This window comes from Curtobacterium sp. MCBD17_034 (genome assembly GCF_003234515.1).
GTDB lineage: Bacteria > Actinomycetota > Actinomycetes > Actinomycetales > Microbacteriaceae > Curtobacterium.
In genome coordinates this window covers 73,779-89,211 of record NZ_QKTN01000005.1, presented here as the reverse complement: position 1 = coordinate 89,211, position 15,433 = coordinate 73,779, and the positions used below count along the sequence as shown (strand labels likewise).

Sequence of the window (15,433 nt, the reverse complement as noted above, 5' to 3'; positions counted from 1 at the left end):
ACTCGTCGGACGAACAGGAAACTATACCTCGCGCCGATCCGGCCGGCACCGCCACGCACTCAGCGTCCGTACTTGCTCGCGCGCATCGTCGAGACACGGTTGCGCACCTTGCCCGCGAGTTCCTGGACGCCGCCGTCGGTCAGGTAGTGCCTCGCGAGCATGACGTCGCGGCGGAGCCCGTGTCGGCTGTTCGCGATCTCGTGGAACCGCTGCTCGCGCGACTTGCCGATCTGCGGGATGACGACGCCTCCGCCCGTGCGCTCCCGTTCGACAGCGGCGTTCGCGCGGTCGGGAGCCGGGTACGGGTCGTGCGCGAACTCGATGAGCGGCGCGAGCGCCTTCTCCCAGGTGAAGTCCGTACGGACCCGGGCGACCTGTGCTCGGGCCTCGGCGATGGCGGCCTCGTCGTAGAGCATCGCCTCGAGTGCGTCGGCGAGGGCGTCGACGTCACGCTCCGGGACGGAGACGCCCATGCCCTCGGCGGCCACGAGGTCGCCGAAGCTGTCGCCCTCGGTGGTGACGATCGGCAGGTTCGCCCACATGTAGTCGAGGATCCGGGTGCGGAACGAGAACGTCGTCTCGACGTGCGCGAAGTGCGTCGAGACGCCGGCGTCGGCCTCGAGCAGGTAGTTCTGGCGGTCGTCGAGCGCGACCCACTGCTCGTTGAAGAACACGTGCTTGTTCGTCAGCCCGAGCTTCTCGCTGATCTCGCGGGTCTTCGCGACGATGGCCATCTCGGGCACGTCGGGGTTCGGGTGCGCGACACCGAGGAAGAACAGGCGGATGTCGTCGTGGCGCTCGGCGACCTTCGCGACGGCCTCGACCAGGGTCGGGGTGTCGAACCAGTTGTAGATGCCGCCACCCCAGATGACGACCTTGTCGTCCTCGCCGATGCCGGGCACGACACCGCGGATCGCCTTGCGGGTGTGCTGCGGCGGCGTCGAGTCCATGCCGAACGGTGCGATCGCGATGAGGGACTTCAGGTTCTCGTCCTGCGCGTAGGTGTCGGGGTTCACGCGACCCACGGCCGCGAGCTGCCCGATCCAGAACAACCGCTGCCGCTCCGAGGCGCACAGGAAGAAGTCGCCGCGCTGGAGCTGCTCGTTGACGACCTCGGTGGTCACGAGGACCTGGTTCCGCCACGCGGCGTCGCCCATCTCGCGCCCCTGCTCGAGCTGCTCGAGGTGCATCGGGTCGTAGAGGTCGACGACCATGATCTTGTTCGAGGCCTGCAGCGTCAGGAAGTGCCGCAGTGCGAAGCCCTGGAAGAAGATGACGTCGGCCCACTCCTCGTGCACCTTCATCGCGCGCTCGTCCTGCAGACGGACGCGGTGCACCTCGAACTGGTCCGAGGCCCGGTTGGCGACGTTCCAGGTGACGAGGCGGACGTCGTTGTGCTCGCTCAGCGCCTCGGCGATCTTCCACGCCCGCATGCCCGGGCCGGCCATCTTCTCGCCGAGCGCGTCGCCCGTGATGATGAGGACGCGCTTGCGCATCATCGGCCGGTTCACCTGGAACGCGTCCTGGATGGCGGTGAAGCCCTCGAGGTAGTAGTCGTTGCCGAACAGCGGGTGGAAGATGTTCCCGAAGAGCCGGAAGACCTCTTTGTCGGTCTTCACCCGACGGGACTGCACCTCGGCCCGGCTCTGCCGGAGCTTCGGCAGGTCGGCCACGAACTGGTCGACCGCGAACAGACCGGCCACGGTGTCCTTCGACACCGGTGTGGTCGGCTCGTGCTCGTCCGGTGCCCCGGTGAAGCGGCGGAGGTCGTACGACTCGCTGTCGAGCTCGCCCTTGGCGACGGCGCGACGGGCGAGGAGGGCGAGGGCCGCGGGGAGGATCGTGCCGAGGCTGGCGTCGTCGAGGTTCTTGTAGAGCATGTGCAGCGCGTTGCGCTCGAGCAGGTACATCTCGCGGTACTCGCCGAAGCTCTTCATCGAGCCGTGGTGCTTGTGGTACACGATCGAGTTCGGCGCGAAGCGGACGCGGTAGCCGTACAGGTTCAGCCGCCACCCGAGGTCGACGTCGTCGTAGAACATGAACAGGTCCTCGTCGAACCCGCCGATCTCGAGGAACAGTGCCCGGCGCACGAAGAGCGCCGACCCCGTGCCGAAGAGGATGTCCTTCTCGCGGTCGAACCGGCCGTCGTCGGGCTCGGTCGTGTGGTTCTTGTAGCCCATGCCGAACCAGGTCAGCCCGGCCTCGACGAAGTCGATCGCCGTGCCGTCCCAGTCGAGGACCTTGCTGGCGACCGCGCCGATGCGGGGGCTCGCGGCGAACGCGGCGAGCCCTTCGCGGATCCACTGGGGGTCCGGCTTGGCGTCGTTGTTGAGGAACGCCACGAACTCGCCGGTCGCCGTGCGGGCGCCGAGGTTGCTGCCGCCGGTGAACCCGAGGTTCTCGTCGGACACGACGAGCTTGACGTTCGCCTGGTCGCCGAGGGCCGCCCGGAGGCGGGTCGCACTGTCGTCGCCGGAGCCGTTCTCGACGACGACGATCTCGAGCTGGCGTGCGGGCCAGTCGACCTCGTTCAACCGCGCGACGCACTCCAGGGTGTCGTCCGTGCCGCGGAAGTTGATGATGACGACGGACACGGTGCCCGTGGTGGTGACGGTCAAGACGGGATCTCCAGATGTCGACGGCGGTCGTGGCGCACTGGCCGTGGCGAGTATAGCCAGCCCCCCGGCGCGGGACCGTGGAGACCGCCGGTGGTGCGGGATGATGGTCGGATGCTCGTCTCGGTCGTCGTCGTCGACTGGCACCGCGCCGACCTGACCGTGCGCGCGGTGGAGTCCGTCCTCGCGCAGCGCAGCGAGCACGACGTCGAGGTGGTGCTCGTCGTCAACGAGGCCCGCGACGCCGACGTCGCCCGCTTCCGTCGCGACCTGCCGCGGGTGGTCGTCGTGCCGATCGACCGGAACAGCGGGTTCGCGGGCGGGGTGACCGCCGGGATCGCGGCCGCACGGGGAACGGTCGTGGCCCTGCTCAACAACGACGCGGTCGCCGACGACGGCTTCCTGGCACACGGCGTGGCCGCGCTCGAGGCGGCCGGACCCCGTACCGCCGCGGTCGCCGCGACCGCCCTGCTCGAGGGCACCTTCCGCCCGGACCCGGACCCGGACGGCCGCGACCCCGACGACCTCGTCGCGCCCGACGGGGCACGCTGGCGGCGCTCGGAGGGCGGCGTCCACCTCGTCAACGGCACGGGCGTCGTGCTCTCCCGGAGCGGCAACGGCCGCGACCGCGACTGGCTCGCCCCGATCGAGGGGCCGCGTGAGACGACCCCCGTGTTCGGGTTCAGCGGCGGCGCCGCGTTCATCCGTCGCGAGGCGCTCGACCAGGTGGGCGGGTTCGATCCGCACCTCTTCATGTACTACGAGGACGTCGACGTGTCGTGGCGGCTGCGCCTGACAGGGTGGGACATCGGGCACGCGCCGCACGCCGTGGTGGTCCACCGGCACGCGGCGAGCTCGGGCAGCGACTCACCCCTGGTCCGCTACCAGAGCATCCGGAACCGGCTCGCGGTCGTCCTGCGCAACGCGACGGCCGGCACGACGCTGCGGGTGGTGCTCCGGACCACGGTGCGCGCCCTCCTCGACCTCGCGCGCCCCGACCGCGCACAGCTCACGCCCGCGCAGTGGCGGCGTCTCGTCCGGGAGGCCCCGGGCCTGGTCCGCCATGCCCGTCGCGCCCGTCGCGGCGACGGTGCCACCCGTGCGGACCGTCGGCGGGTCGAGGAGCTCCTCGAGGCGGACTGAGCACACCTCCCGCCGCAGCGGCCTCGGGGAGGTGTGTCGAGCCTCCCGGCCGTTCCGTCGTGCCGCCCGTTCGGGGGACGGATCGGGGGCTGTGTGACTGGAGTGGTTCCCGTAGCCTGAAGTGACCATGAGGACCTGATGTGGTCGTGCGACCCCATCCGATGATCGCCGCGCCCGCGGACCGGACCAGCACCGACGCCACCGGCGAAGAGGAGACCGACGACGTGAACAAGCTCCTGGCGACGGTCATGGCGGTGCTCGCCCTGGCCACCGTGCTCGTCGGGTTCCAGGTCGCACCGCGCTCGCCCGGGGAGGAAGCCGCCCGCGCGCTCAGCGGGTCGTCGTTCCAGGCGGGGAACATCATCTCGGACGCCAACTTCTTCGACGGGGACGCGATGTCCGCGTCGGCGGTCCAGTCGTTCCTCGACGACCAGATCGGCACGTGCAAGTCGACCTCGTGCCTCAACGTCGGCACGTCGTCGCTGAACGCGCACGCCGCCGACCCCATGTGCGGGGCGGTCACCGGCGGATCGGGCCTGAGCGCGGCGACGATCATCACCCGGGTGGCGGTCGCGTGCGGCATCAGCCCCAAGGTGATCCTCGTGACCCTGCAGAAGGAGCAGGGACTCGTGTCGGGCAGCACCGCACAGAAGCCCTCGTCGGGCGTGCTCTCGCGGGCCATGGGCTACGCCTGCCCGGACACGACGAACGGCGCCTGCGACCCGGCGTACTCGGGGGTCGGCAACCAGGTGTACTGGGCCGCCTGGCAGTGGAAGCGGTACGCGAACCCCGCCGGCACGAGCAAGTACTTCACCTGGTACGCACCCGGCACGACCGCCGCGGTGCAGTACGACGTCCCGACCTCGTGCGGCACCAAGTCGGTGACGATCACCGACCAGGCGACCGCCGACCTCTACTACTACACGCCGTACACGCCGAACGCGGCGGCGCTGGCGAACCTCTACGGCACCGGGGACGCGTGCTCGGCGTACGGCAACCGGAACTTCTGGCGCCTGTACAACGACTGGTTCGGCGACCCGACGGCCGGCGCGGCGTCGCCGGTCGGGTCGTTCGACGGGGCGACCGGCGGGTTCGACGAGCTGAGCGTCCGAGGCTGGGCGATGGACGGCGACGTCGACGACCCGATCCGGGTCCGGGTCACGGTGGACGGTGGCAGCCCCACGACGATGACGGCCGACCAGACGCGCGCGGACGTCGGCAGGGCCTACCCGGGCCGGGGTTCGGACCACGGTTTCTCCGGGACGCTCGCCGCCGCCGCGGGGAGTCACCAGGTGTGCGTGACCGCGGTCGGCGTGGGCAGCGGCCAGACGACGGCGCTCGGGTGCCGGACGCTGACCGTGACGAGCGCGTCCCCGATCGGGGCGGTGGACCAGGCGCAGGCGTCGCCGGGCGGCATCCGCGTCCGCGGGTGGACGCTCGATCCCCAGACGTCGGACTCCATCCGTGTGGCCGTCTACGTCGACCACACGCACACGACCACCCTCGCGTCCGGCGCGCGGTCCGACGTCGGTCGCGCCTCGGGGCTCGGGTCCGCGCACGGGTTCGACGAGACGCTCCCGGCGACCGCCGGCACCCACACCGTGTGCGTCTACGGCATCAACGTCGACGAGGGCTCGAACGCGCTCATCGGGTCGTGCAGCACCGTGCACGTCCCGGGCTCGAGCCCGACGGGGTCGCTCGACGGCGTGACCACCACGACGAACTCGGTCGCGGTCGCGGGCTGGGCCCTCGACGGGGACACCACCGGTCCGGTGGCCGTCACGGTGACCGTCGACGGGAAGGCGCAGCGGGTGACGGCCTCCGCGTCACGCTCGGACGTCGCGCGGCTCTACCCGGTGTACGGGGCCGCACACGGGTTCTCGACGTCGGTGCCGGCCGGCAACGGGTCGCACACCGTCTGCGTGACCGCCGTGAACACGGGCGCCGGATCGGACACCAGCCTCGGCTGTCGGACCGTCTCGGTCGTCAACCAGGCCCCGAAGGGGAGCCTCGACCAGGTCGCGGCGGTGACCGGCGGCGTCCACGTCCGTGGGTGGACGTTCGACCCGGACGCACCGACGACGTCGATCGCGGTCCACGTGTACGTCGACACCCGCGCGACCGCGCTGACCGCGTCGACCAGCCGACCGGACGTCGCCCGCTCCTTCAGCGGGATCGGCACGGCGCACGGGTTCGACGCCACGGTCCCGGCCGCGAAGGGCAGCCACCGGGTGTGCGTCTACGCGATCGACGCGACCGGCGGCAGCAACCCGACGCTCGGCTGCAGCACCGTCACCGTCCGCTGACCGCGGCGTGCGCGGGTGCGGCCGCGGGAGACCGGCCCGCCCCGCGCGGGTGAGGCCGCGGGACACGCTCGCCGTGCCGTGGCGACGGAGCGGGTGAGCGGTCTGGCATGATCGTGCGGTGCTCAGGAACCGGACGGTCCACCCTGTCGTCGTCGCGATCGGCGCCGTGGCGCTGTGGGCGGTCGGCACGCTCGTCGCCTGGTTCCGGCTCACTCCCGAGAGCCGGGGGACCCTCTGGGCCGAGGACGGCCGCTTCTTCCTGCAGGACCTGTTCACCCACGGCACCGTCGGGTCGCTCCTCGTGCCCTACCAGGGGTACCTGCACGTCGTCCCGCGTGCCGTGATCGCCCTCGCGGAGCACGTGGCGTCACCCGGCCGCTTCGCCGAGGTCGACACGGCCCTCTGCTGTGCCGTCGCCGCGGCCGCGGGCGCGGGCGTGTTCGTCCTGTCCGGCGCCGTCGTCCGGTCCTGGGTGGCTCGGGTGCTCCTCGGTCTCGTGCCCGTGCTGCTCCCGCTGGCCCCGATCGAGATCTCCGGCAACGCCGCCAACATCCACTCGTACCTCCTGTTCCTCGCCCCGTGGGTGTTCGGGGTCGTCGTCCGGTCGTGGTGGCACTCCGGGGTGCTGGCGGTCGTCGCGGTGCTCATCGGTCTCTCGGAGATCCAGTCGATCGCGTTCCTGCCCGTGCTCCTCGTCGGGATCCGCTCACGTCGCAAGTGGCCCGTCGTCGCCGGTGCCGTCATCGGCACCGGTGCACAGGTCCTGACGACGCTGTCCAACGCGCGGACCGCCTCGGAGCACGTGCCCGTCTCGGTGGCCGACATGGTCGTCGGCTACCTCCTCGAGGTCGTCGGCGGCGCCGCGACGTGGAACATCGCGGACGTCGGGACGGAGGCGGCGATCCACGGGTTCGTGGTCCTCGTCGTGCCGGCGCTGCTCGTCCTCGCCCTGCTCGTGCTCGGCGTGGTGCTCGGCGGCTGGTGGCAGCGCGGCGCGATCGTCGTGCTGCTGTACGGCTCGCTCCTCGTCTGGGCGGGGTCGGTGTACCTCAACGCCAACACGGTCTACGAGTACGCGGAGTACACGACCGCGCAGCTGCGGACCGTCTGGACGATCCGCTACGGTGCGCCGAGTTCGATGTTCCTGCTCGCCGCGGTCCTCGTCGCCGCCGACGTCCTCGCGGCCCGCGCGGTCGCGGCACGGCGTCGGGTGTTGCGGGTCGGCCTCCTCGCCGTGGCCGGAGTCGTCGCCGCCGGGGTGGCCGTGGCGTTCGCCCTGAACGCGCCCGTCGACGGCCAGAAGCGCGAGGCCGGGCCGCTGTGGTCGGACCAGGTGACGGCGTGGACCGCGGAGTGCGACGTCCGACCCGCGCAGCCGGCACGACTCCTCGAGGCCCCGACCGGGTGGGTGGCGGCAGTGCCGTGCACCTGGCTGGAGCACTAGCCGACGACGGGTGCACCCACGGCGCGTGCACCCACGCACCGGCCGACGCCGCGGGGGCACCGGTGCACGGGCTTCAGGGGCGCCGGAGGCGTGAGCGCCAGGACCGGCGTCGCGCGGTGATCACGAGCACGGTGACGAACATCATCAACCCCGCGCCGTGGAGCAGGTAGCTCTCGGCCGCACTCGTCACGCCGATGAGGACGAGCACGACGGCGGGCCACACGTAGGCGACCCCGGGGAACGTCGTGGCGGTGACCCAGGCACGCGCGAACGCCAGTCCGGCGGTCGCGACGAGGACGAGCATGCCCGCGAGCCCGATCTGGAACCAGGCGTCGACGAGGGCGTTGAGGCCGGAACCGAACGGGCGACCCGACTCGGTCAGCAGCGTGTCGAACGGGAACACGTCGGTCGGCCAAGTGCCCACCCAGCCCCAGCCCTGGATCGGGTACGCCTCGATGAGGATCCGGATCCGCGACCAGAGGGCGATGCGGGTGGCGGTGCCCTCGGCCGCTCCGATCCCGCGGAGCAACGGGTGACGCAGCGCGATCCCCGTGACGACGGCGGCGAGGAGGAGCACACCGAGCGCCGCGTTGATGCCGGGACGGCGGGGGAGCGGTGCCCGGCGGAGCGCGACGATCGCGAGCGCCGCCACCGCGAGTGCGATCATGGCGATGCCCGTGATCGGGGACTGGACGAGCATGAGCGTGATGAGGGCGAGCGCGGCCGACGCGATGCCCCGCCACCGGGTGACGCTGTGCGTGAGGATCTCCATGACGAACGTCACGAGCGCCATGCCCGCGATGAACCCCATGAAGTTCCGGGTGCCGCCGACGCCCTGGATCGGGCCGCCGTAGGCGATGTCGCCGGTGATCCCGAGCGCCGGGATCGGGACGTCGAGCACGAGGCCGCTCAGGACCTCGAGCCCGAGTGACGTCACGACGAGGATCCGGAGCGCGTCGCCCGAGGCGCGCACCACCTGCACGAGGTCGCGTCCGAGCGCCAGGTACAGCCCGAGGGACACGAACCCGATCGTGGACGCGAACCCGCGCAGGGACGACCAGGAGTACGTGCTCCACAGGACGCTGAGCGCCATGTACCCGACGAGGCCGAGCAGGCTCAACGGGAGCACGCCGTGCCAGTCGATCCGGTAGCGCTGCCCGAGCAGGCTGAGACCGGCCAGGACCACCAGGGACACGAGGACCGCACCGGTGCCGGCCGCGCCGACGAGCACGTGGACGGTCGGGGACCCGAACGCGAACACCACGATCACGGTCGCGAGCGCCTGCGAGAACCGGCCGCCGGCGGAGAACCCGATCCACGCGGACACGTACCGGCGCGCCAGGACACGGCGTCCGGGTGCTGAGCTCACGGACCAATCATCTCGTACCCGGAGCGCCGCGGCCCGGACCACGCGGCACGGCGGCCGTTCCCGGGCGCGTGACCGAGCATGGGATACGCTCGACCGTCCACGCTCGCGTCCGAGGAGTCCGTCCGCACCATGCCGTCGTCCGTCCGTCCGCTCGTCATCGTCCCCACCTACGACGAAGCGGAGAACATCACCGCCGTGACGGAACGGGTCCTCGGGGTGGTGCCCGAGGCGCACCTGCTCGTCGTCGACGACGGCAGCCCCGACGGCACCGCGGACATCGTGGCCGCCATCGCGGCGGGGGACGATCGCGTGCACCTGATGCGCCGCAGCGGCAAGCTCGGCCTGGGCACCGCCTACGTCGCGGGGTTCCGATGGGGGATCGAGCGTGGGTACGACCTGCTCGTCGAGATGGACGCGGACGGGTCGCACCCGGCGTCCGCGCTCCCGGACCTCGTCCGTGCGGTCGCCGACGCACCCGCCGGCGCCCGCGTCGACCTGGCGATCGGGTCGCGCTGGGTCACGGGGGGATCGGTGGTCGACTGGCCGCGGTCGCGGGAGCTCCTGAGCCGCGGCGGGAACTGGTACGCACGGTGGATGCTGCGGCTCGACGTCCACGACATCACCGCCGGCTTCCGCGTGTACCGCGCCGACGCGATCTCGCAGATGGACCTCGACACCATCGACTCGAAGGGCTACTGCTTCCAGGTCGACATGACGTTACGGGTGCACGACGCGGGAGGCCGCATCGTCGAGCGCCCCATCGAGTTCCGCGACCGCGTGCTCGGCACCTCGAAGATGAGCCGGGCGATCGTGCTCGAGGCGATGGCGCGGGTCACGCAGTGGGGACTGCAGCGCCGGTTCGGGCGTCGGCGCCGCTGAGCTCCGCGTGGGCGCCGCCGTCCCCGGTGTCCGCCACTCGGTCCGTCCAGCCGCGCTCCGGCAGCGCTGGGTCCGCGGTGCCCCGCAGGCGCGCCGTCGGTGACGCCAGGAACGCGACGACCATGCAGACGAGCAGCACTGCCCGTCCCCAGACGCCGAGTGCGAGCGCCTGGTCGGCCCACGTGGTCCCGGCCGGATGCCCGAGCGTCAGGTAGTACAGCCACCGGAACCACCCGACGAACGCGCACAGGTCGGCCACGAGGTACGCGGCGATCCAACCGACGCGGATCCGCACCGTGACGAAGAAGGGCAGCAGCCAGAGCGTGTACTGCAGCGAGTCCACCTTGTTGAACGCCATGTACACGCACAGCAGCGCCGCGCTCGTCTGCAGCCAGGGGTAGGGCCGACCGCCGCGTGCGAGCAGCAGGCTCACGACCACGACGACGACGATGCCGACGGCGGTCGCGGCGGTCGACGCCGCGCTCATGAGGTGCTGGATGTGCTCGGTGCCGTCGTCGGACCACGGGCGGAGCCCCCAGTACCAGATCGACAGCGTCGCGCGATCGATGTTGCGGGCGGCCTGGAACCGGAAGACCGAGAACCACCCGGTGAAGTTGACGACCGCGAGCGGGACGTTGACGACCGCGACGACCCCCACCGCGACGCCGATGGGCGCGAGGGCCCGGAGGAGACGCGGACCGATCGTCCGACGGCGTCCGTCGGTGAGCACCGCGAGGGCCAGGGGGAGCACGAACATGATCGGGTAGAGCTTGAGCGCGCCGCCGACGCCGAAGGCGGCGGCCGCGAGGAGCACGCGGGTGGTGGGCGACCAGCGCCGCGGGCCCGCGACGACGAGCGCGATCCCGAGCGCGGTCATCAGCACGGGTAAGACGTCCCAGTTGTACAGGGCGTAGAGCGCGAGCGGCGGCGTCGCTGCCCAGGCCCAGGCCCGCCGACCGGCGACACGCACCAGGAGGAGCGTCACGAGCACGCCGACGACCGCGAACACGCAGGTGGTGACGAGCAGGAACCCGACGTCGGTGGACACCGGGAGTGCGGTGAGCCAGACGAACAGGCCCGTCAGTGCCGGGTACTCGACCGTGCCGCCGTGGACCGCCGGCGGGTCGGCCGTGTACGTCCCGTGCACGTAGGGCACGAGGTGCGCGATGAGCCCCCGGCTGCCCCAGAGCGACAGCACGTCCGAGTAGCAGGCCTTGCGGACGACGTCCTGGTACGGGTCGGTGCTCGCGCCGTTCGAGGCGAAGACGCCCTTGGAGCAGGTGAGCTTGTCCGCGGCGCTCAGGACCGTGAGGAGCACGGTGGCGAGCACCATGCCGACGACCTCGAGCGGGTGCGGACGGGAGCGCAGGACGGCCGGCGCGGTCATGGGGTCCTCTCGGACGGGGGCGGGGTCGGCGTCAACCGTAGCCGGTCGCGGGTCAGCGGCCGGCCGCGGCACGACGGAAGGACCGGCTGCGGACCGGCACACGCGGTCCGTCCCCGATCGACGGCGGTTCGTCGCCGACGGCCACGATCCGGGTCTTCACCGCGACGAGCACGAAGAGGATGAAGTCGCCCTCGTAGAGGAGCCGGGACTCCGTGACGCTCTGCACGAGGAGCGCCACCACGACGAGCAGGGCGAGCAGCGAGACCGGCGCGAACGCCCGCGGGCGGTGGTCGGCGTCGTAGCTGAACGCCGTGGCGCTCGCCCACGACCGCACGAGCGTCGTGAGGACGGCGAGGCCGAACAGGACCACCCCGACGACGCCGGTCTGCATCCAGACGTCGAGGAACGCGTCGTGCGCCTGCAGGTACGTGACGCCGTTGCGCACGGCGAGGTGGTTCAGCGGCTCGATGGCGGGCCACCAGTACCCGAGCCACCCCCACCCGAGCACGGGGTGCTGCTCGACGAGGCCCCACACCGCCCGCCAGATCTCCCCGCGTCCGGTCAGGTCCGGGCTCTTGCCCGCCAGCGCGAGCACCGGCCGCCAGAGCAGCGCCACGAGGCCGGCGAGCACGACCGCGATCGCGAGCCCGGCGAGGTACCGCGGGGTCCGTCGTCCGGTGGGCACGCGACGGATCACGAGCGCACCGGCGAGCACGAGCGCGGTCACGGCCGCGGCGGCCACCACCGTGGAGGAGCGGGTGAGCAGGAACACCACCGCGGCCACGGAGAGCCACCCGGTCGCGCGCACGCGCCGCATGCGCCCCTCGGCGAGCTGCACGCCGACCGCGATCGCGGCGAGCAACGCCACCATGGCCAGGAGGTTCGCGTTGCCCGGGAGGCCCTGGATGCGTCCGCCGGTGAACAGTTCCGCCCGCGAGAACGCGAACGCGGCCGGCACGTGCCGGCCACCGTAGTGCGTCCACACCGGGTAGACGGGGTGGCGGACGAGGACCGCGACGACCGCCTCGAACACGAGGGACAGGGCGAGGACCCAGCGGAGTGCGAGGCTCAGCGCGTCGAGGATCCGCCGCCAGCTCAGGGTCGAGGCGATGACGACCGCCATGAGGGCGCAGAGGAGCTGCGCGGCGATGCTCGCGGTCGTCGCGACCCGCCAGTGCGACCACGCGACGCTCACGAGGCACCACGCGATGTACACCCACAGGGCGTTCGGCGTGCGCCGGAACGACGGCCGGGCCCGGATCGCGATCGCGACCCCCCAGGCACCCGCGCCGGCGCAGACGACCGCCCATCCGATCCAGCTGATGGTGTTCGGGATGCCGTCGCCGGTGAAGACGATGAAGAGCACGGTGGCGGCGAAGCCGAACGCCTCACGCTCCGGGACGCGTCCGCGGGTCCACGGCCAGGTGTTCGTCACGACGACGAGGCTACCGGGCCGCGGGCCCGGGACCACCGCCGTCGGCCCCTGCCGATATGGTCGGAGCCATGTTCCTCGGTATCACGAACACCCCGCGCGACTACGCCTGGGGCTCCCGCACCGCGATCCCCGAACTCCTCGGCCGCACCGTCACCGGTCAGCCGCAGGCCGAACTCTGGCTCGGAGCGCACCCGGGCAGCCCGAGCGTCGTGGTGAACCCGGCGATGGTCGGTGGTGCGGACACCCTCGCCGACTGGATCCGCGAGGAACCGGACGCCGCGCTCGGTGGCGGGGCCGAGGGCCTCCCGTTCCTGCTCAAGGTGCTCGCCGCCGCGGCACCGCTGTCACTGCAGGCGCACCCCACGCCCGAGCAGGCCCGCGACGGGTTCGCGCGCGAGGAGGCGGCGGGGATCCCCGTCGACGCCGCGGAGCGCAACTACAAGGACCCGTACCCGAAGCCCGAGCTCGTCGTCGCGCTGAGCGAGCGGTTCGAGGCCCTGAGCGGGTTCCGCCCGGTGGACGAGGCGCTCGCCGACATCGTCCGCATCGACGGCGGGACCGGTCGCACGGCGCCGCTCGCCGACCGGCTGCGCGACCAGGGCCTCGAGGAGACCGTCCGCTGGCTCGTCACCGCGGACGACGACGCGCGCTCCCTCGTGCGTGTGCTCGGGGAACTCGCGACCGCCGTCGAGGACCCGACGCCGAACACCGCGACCGTCGTCGACCTCGCCGCGTCGTACCCGGACGACCCGGGCGTCGCGGTCGCCCTGCTCGTGCACCGGGTCTCGCTCGCCCGGGGCGAGGCCCTCTACCTGCCGGCGGGCAACATCCACGCCTACCTCGAGGGCCTCGGCATCGAGCTCATGGCGCCGTCGGACAACGTCCTGCGCGGTGGTCTGACGCCGAAGCACGTCGACGTGCCGGAGTTGCTGCACGTGCTCGACTTCACGCCGGGGCCGCCGCCGCTGCTCACGCCGGAGCCCGTCGCGCCGGGTGTGGACCGGTTCGCACCCGCGGGCGTCGGGTTCGCACTCGTCCGCGTGTCGAGCGCCGGTGCCACGGCCGGGCTGGGCGCCGGCGGGGTCGTGCCGCTCGGCGGACCGTCCATCGCGATCTGCACCGAGGGCGCCGCGACCCTCGTCGGAGCACGGTCGGCGACCATGCTCCGCCGGGGGGAGTCGTGCTACGTCACGCCCGACGAGGGCACGGTCACCGTCGAGACCGACGCCGCGGCGGGCGGCACCGCCACCGTCTTCATCGCCACCCCCGCCTGAGCCGCGGTCGGGGCGCGCCGTCCCGGTACGGTAGCGCCATGAGTTGGTTGGTCACCGGCGGTGCCGGGTACATCGGTTCCCACGTCGTACGCGCCCTGCGGGCCGCGGGGCTCGAGACGGTCGCCCTCGACGACCTCTCCAGCGGGTTCGCGTCGTTCGTCCCCGAGGACGTCCCGTTCGTCCAGGGCACGATCCTCGACGGCGACCTCGTGCGGCACGCCATCGACGAGCACGGTGTCACCGGTGTCGTGCACGTCGCGGGGTTCAAGTACGCGGGCGTCTCGGTCGAGCGTCCCCTCCACACGTACGAGCAGAACGTCACCGGCATGGCGACGCTGCTCGGTGCGATGGCGGACCGCGGGGTCGACCGGGTCGTGTTCTCGTCGAGCGCGGCGGTGTACGGCACCCCCGACGTCGACGTCGTCGTCGAGGACACCCCGAAGGCGCCGGAGTCCCCGTACGGCGAGTCGAAGCTCATCGGCGAGTGGCTGCTCCACGACATGGAGGTCGCGGCCGGGTTCCGCACGACGAGCCTGCGGTACTTCAACGTCGTCGGTTCCGGTGGACCCGATCTGTACGACGCGAGCCCCCACAACCTGTTCCCGCTCGTGTTCGACGCGCTGCTGGCCGGACGGACGCCGCGGATCAACGGCGACGACTACCCGACGCCCGACGGCACGTGCGTCCGCGACTACATCCACGTCGCGGACCTCGCCCACTCGCACGCGGTGGCCGCCCAGCGCCTCGACGCGGGGGACCGGCTCGAGCGTGCGTACAACCTCGGCAGCGGTGACGGTGTGTCCGTGCGCGAGATCATGACGGCCATGGCCAGGGGCACCGGGATCGACTTCGAGCCCACCGTCGCGCCCCGCCGTCCGGGTGACCCGGCACGCATCGTCGCGACCGGCGAACTCGCCGCGCGCGACCTCGACTGGGCCATGCGCCACTCGCTCGACGAGATGGTGACGAGCGCCTGGGAGGCCCGCCGAAACGCGTCCTGACCGCCGTCCGGTGGCCCCGTACACCACGGACGACGCGCCGCGCGACACGCCAGAACGGGGGACATGACCTTCGATACGAGGTCGACGGTTTTATGATCCGCCGACTTGACCTCAGCGAATCACACCTGTGTAATTAGTGCTGCGGCGCTCGCCGCGACCGTGGCCAACACGACCGTTCAGCGGTGGAGCAAGGGGTGATCAGGGTGAACGCTTCCGACTTCCGGTCCGGCGTCCCGGACGACTGGCACGTCGACCCCGTCGACCTCGGCGTCCCCGGGGTCCGTCGTGCCGGCGAGGACCAGGGGGACAACCCGCTCGCCTGGCAGGTCGACTCGCTGTGCGCGCAGACCGACCCCGAGGCGTTCTTCCCGGAGAAGGGCGGCTCGACGCGCGAGGCCAAGAAGATCTGCACCTCCTGCGAGGTCCGCTCCCAGTGCCTGGAGTACGCGCTCGAGAACGACGAGCGGTTCGGCATCTGGGGCGGCATGAGCGAGCGCGAACGACGGAAGCTGCGCAAGCGCGCCTAGTCCGGTCGTCGGCACCGGATCCGCTTCGGCGGGAGCGGTCTCCGAAACGCGCG

General features: G+C 72.1%; 11 protein-coding genes. 7 read left to right on the top strand and 4 right to left on the bottom strand.

The window, feature by feature from the left end; all coding sequences use genetic code 11:
* Positions 1-59: 59 nt before the first annotated feature.
* Entirely contained in the window at positions 60-2,618 is a 2,559-nt protein-coding gene (locus tag DEI92_RS10530) for a glycosyltransferase (RefSeq protein WP_220037493.1), read from the bottom strand.
* A gap of 111 nt (positions 2,619-2,729) precedes the next feature.
* Here DEI92_RS10530 and DEI92_RS10525 point away from each other — a divergent pair, with 111 nt between their 5' ends.
* From DEI92_RS10525 to DEI92_RS10515, 3 genes are all read left to right on the top strand, one after another.
* Complete coding sequence (locus DEI92_RS10525; RefSeq protein WP_111013457.1) at positions 2,730-3,758, top strand: glycosyltransferase family 2 protein; 1,029 nt, start codon at positions 2,730-2,732, stop codon at positions 3,756-3,758.
* Between the two features lie 146 nt (positions 3,759-3,904).
* Positions 3,905-6,064 carry a hypothetical protein gene (locus DEI92_RS10520; protein WP_146249143.1) on the top strand — a complete coding sequence of 720 codons (2,160 nt, stop codon included), beginning with the start codon at positions 3,905-3,907 and terminating at the stop codon, positions 6,062-6,064.
* Positions 6,065-6,182: 118 nt separating this feature from the next.
* The gene (locus DEI92_RS10515) at positions 6,183-7,508 is read left to right on the top strand and encodes a hypothetical protein (RefSeq protein WP_111013455.1); all 1,326 of its coding nucleotides are present in this window, start codon (positions 6,183-6,185) and stop codon (positions 7,506-7,508) included.
* Between the two features lie 73 nt (positions 7,509-7,581).
* On the opposite strand, the gene DEI92_RS10510 is transcribed toward DEI92_RS10515, so the two are convergent.
* Entirely contained in the window at positions 7,582-8,877 is a 1,296-nt protein-coding gene (locus DEI92_RS10510) for an O-antigen ligase family protein (RefSeq protein ID WP_111026185.1), read from the bottom strand.
* A 129-nt stretch (positions 8,878-9,006) separates the two neighbouring features.
* On the opposite strand from DEI92_RS10510, the gene DEI92_RS10505 reads away from it, so the two are divergent.
* The gene (locus DEI92_RS10505; RefSeq protein ID WP_111009633.1) at positions 9,007-9,756 is read left to right on the top strand and encodes a polyprenol monophosphomannose synthase; all 750 of its coding nucleotides are present in this window, start codon (positions 9,007-9,009) and stop codon (positions 9,754-9,756) included.
* Here DEI92_RS10505 and DEI92_RS10500 read toward each other — a convergent pair.
* Entirely contained in the window at positions 9,710-11,143 is a 1,434-nt protein-coding gene (locus DEI92_RS10500) for a hypothetical protein (protein ID WP_111013453.1), read from the bottom strand. The two genes, DEI92_RS10505 and DEI92_RS10500, sit on opposite strands and share 47 nt — an antisense overlap.
* A gap of 52 nt (positions 11,144-11,195) precedes the next feature.
* The gene (locus DEI92_RS10495) at positions 11,196-12,578 is read right to left on the bottom strand and encodes an O-antigen ligase (RefSeq protein ID WP_146242877.1); all 1,383 of its coding nucleotides are present in this window, start codon (positions 12,576-12,578) and stop codon (positions 11,196-11,198) included.
* Positions 12,579-12,646: 68 nt separating this feature from the next.
* On the opposite strand from DEI92_RS10495, the gene manA reads away from it, so the two are divergent.
* The 3 genes from manA (at position 12,647) to DEI92_RS10480 (ending at position 15,380) form a co-directional block, all read left to right on the top strand.
* On the top strand, positions 12,647-13,852 hold the full coding sequence (gene manA, locus DEI92_RS10490) for a mannose-6-phosphate isomerase, class I (RefSeq protein ID WP_111013582.1): 1,206 nt from the start codon (positions 12,647-12,649) through the stop codon (positions 13,850-13,852).
* Between the two features lie 38 nt (positions 13,853-13,890).
* Complete coding sequence (gene galE / locus DEI92_RS10485) at positions 13,891-14,853, top strand: UDP-glucose 4-epimerase GalE (RefSeq protein WP_111009553.1); 963 nt, start codon at positions 13,891-13,893, stop codon at positions 14,851-14,853.
* 203 nt (positions 14,854-15,056) lie between these two features.
* On the top strand, positions 15,057-15,380 hold the full coding sequence (locus DEI92_RS10480) for a WhiB family transcriptional regulator (protein ID WP_111009635.1): 324 nt from the start codon (positions 15,057-15,059) through the stop codon (positions 15,378-15,380).
* Positions 15,381-15,433 lie beyond the last annotated feature (53 nt).

Bases quoted from the DNA above. Each gene is read 5' to 3' on its own strand.
- DEI92_RS10500 (WP_111013453.1), bottom strand. From the start codon at position 11,143: ATGACCGCGCCGGCCGTCCTGCGCTCCCGTCCGCACCCGCTCGAGGTC.
- manA (WP_111013582.1), top strand. From the start codon at position 12,647: ATGTTCCTCGGTATCACGAACACCCCGCGCGACTACGCCTGGGGCTCC.
- DEI92_RS10505 (WP_111009633.1), top strand. From the start codon at position 9,007: ATGCCGTCGTCCGTCCGTCCGCTCGTCATCGTCCCCACCTACGACGAA.
- galE (WP_111009553.1), top strand. From the start codon at position 13,891: ATGAGTTGGTTGGTCACCGGCGGTGCCGGGTACATCGGTTCCCACGTC.
- DEI92_RS10525 (WP_111013457.1), top strand. From the start codon at position 2,730: ATGCTCGTCTCGGTCGTCGTCGTCGACTGGCACCGCGCCGACCTGACC.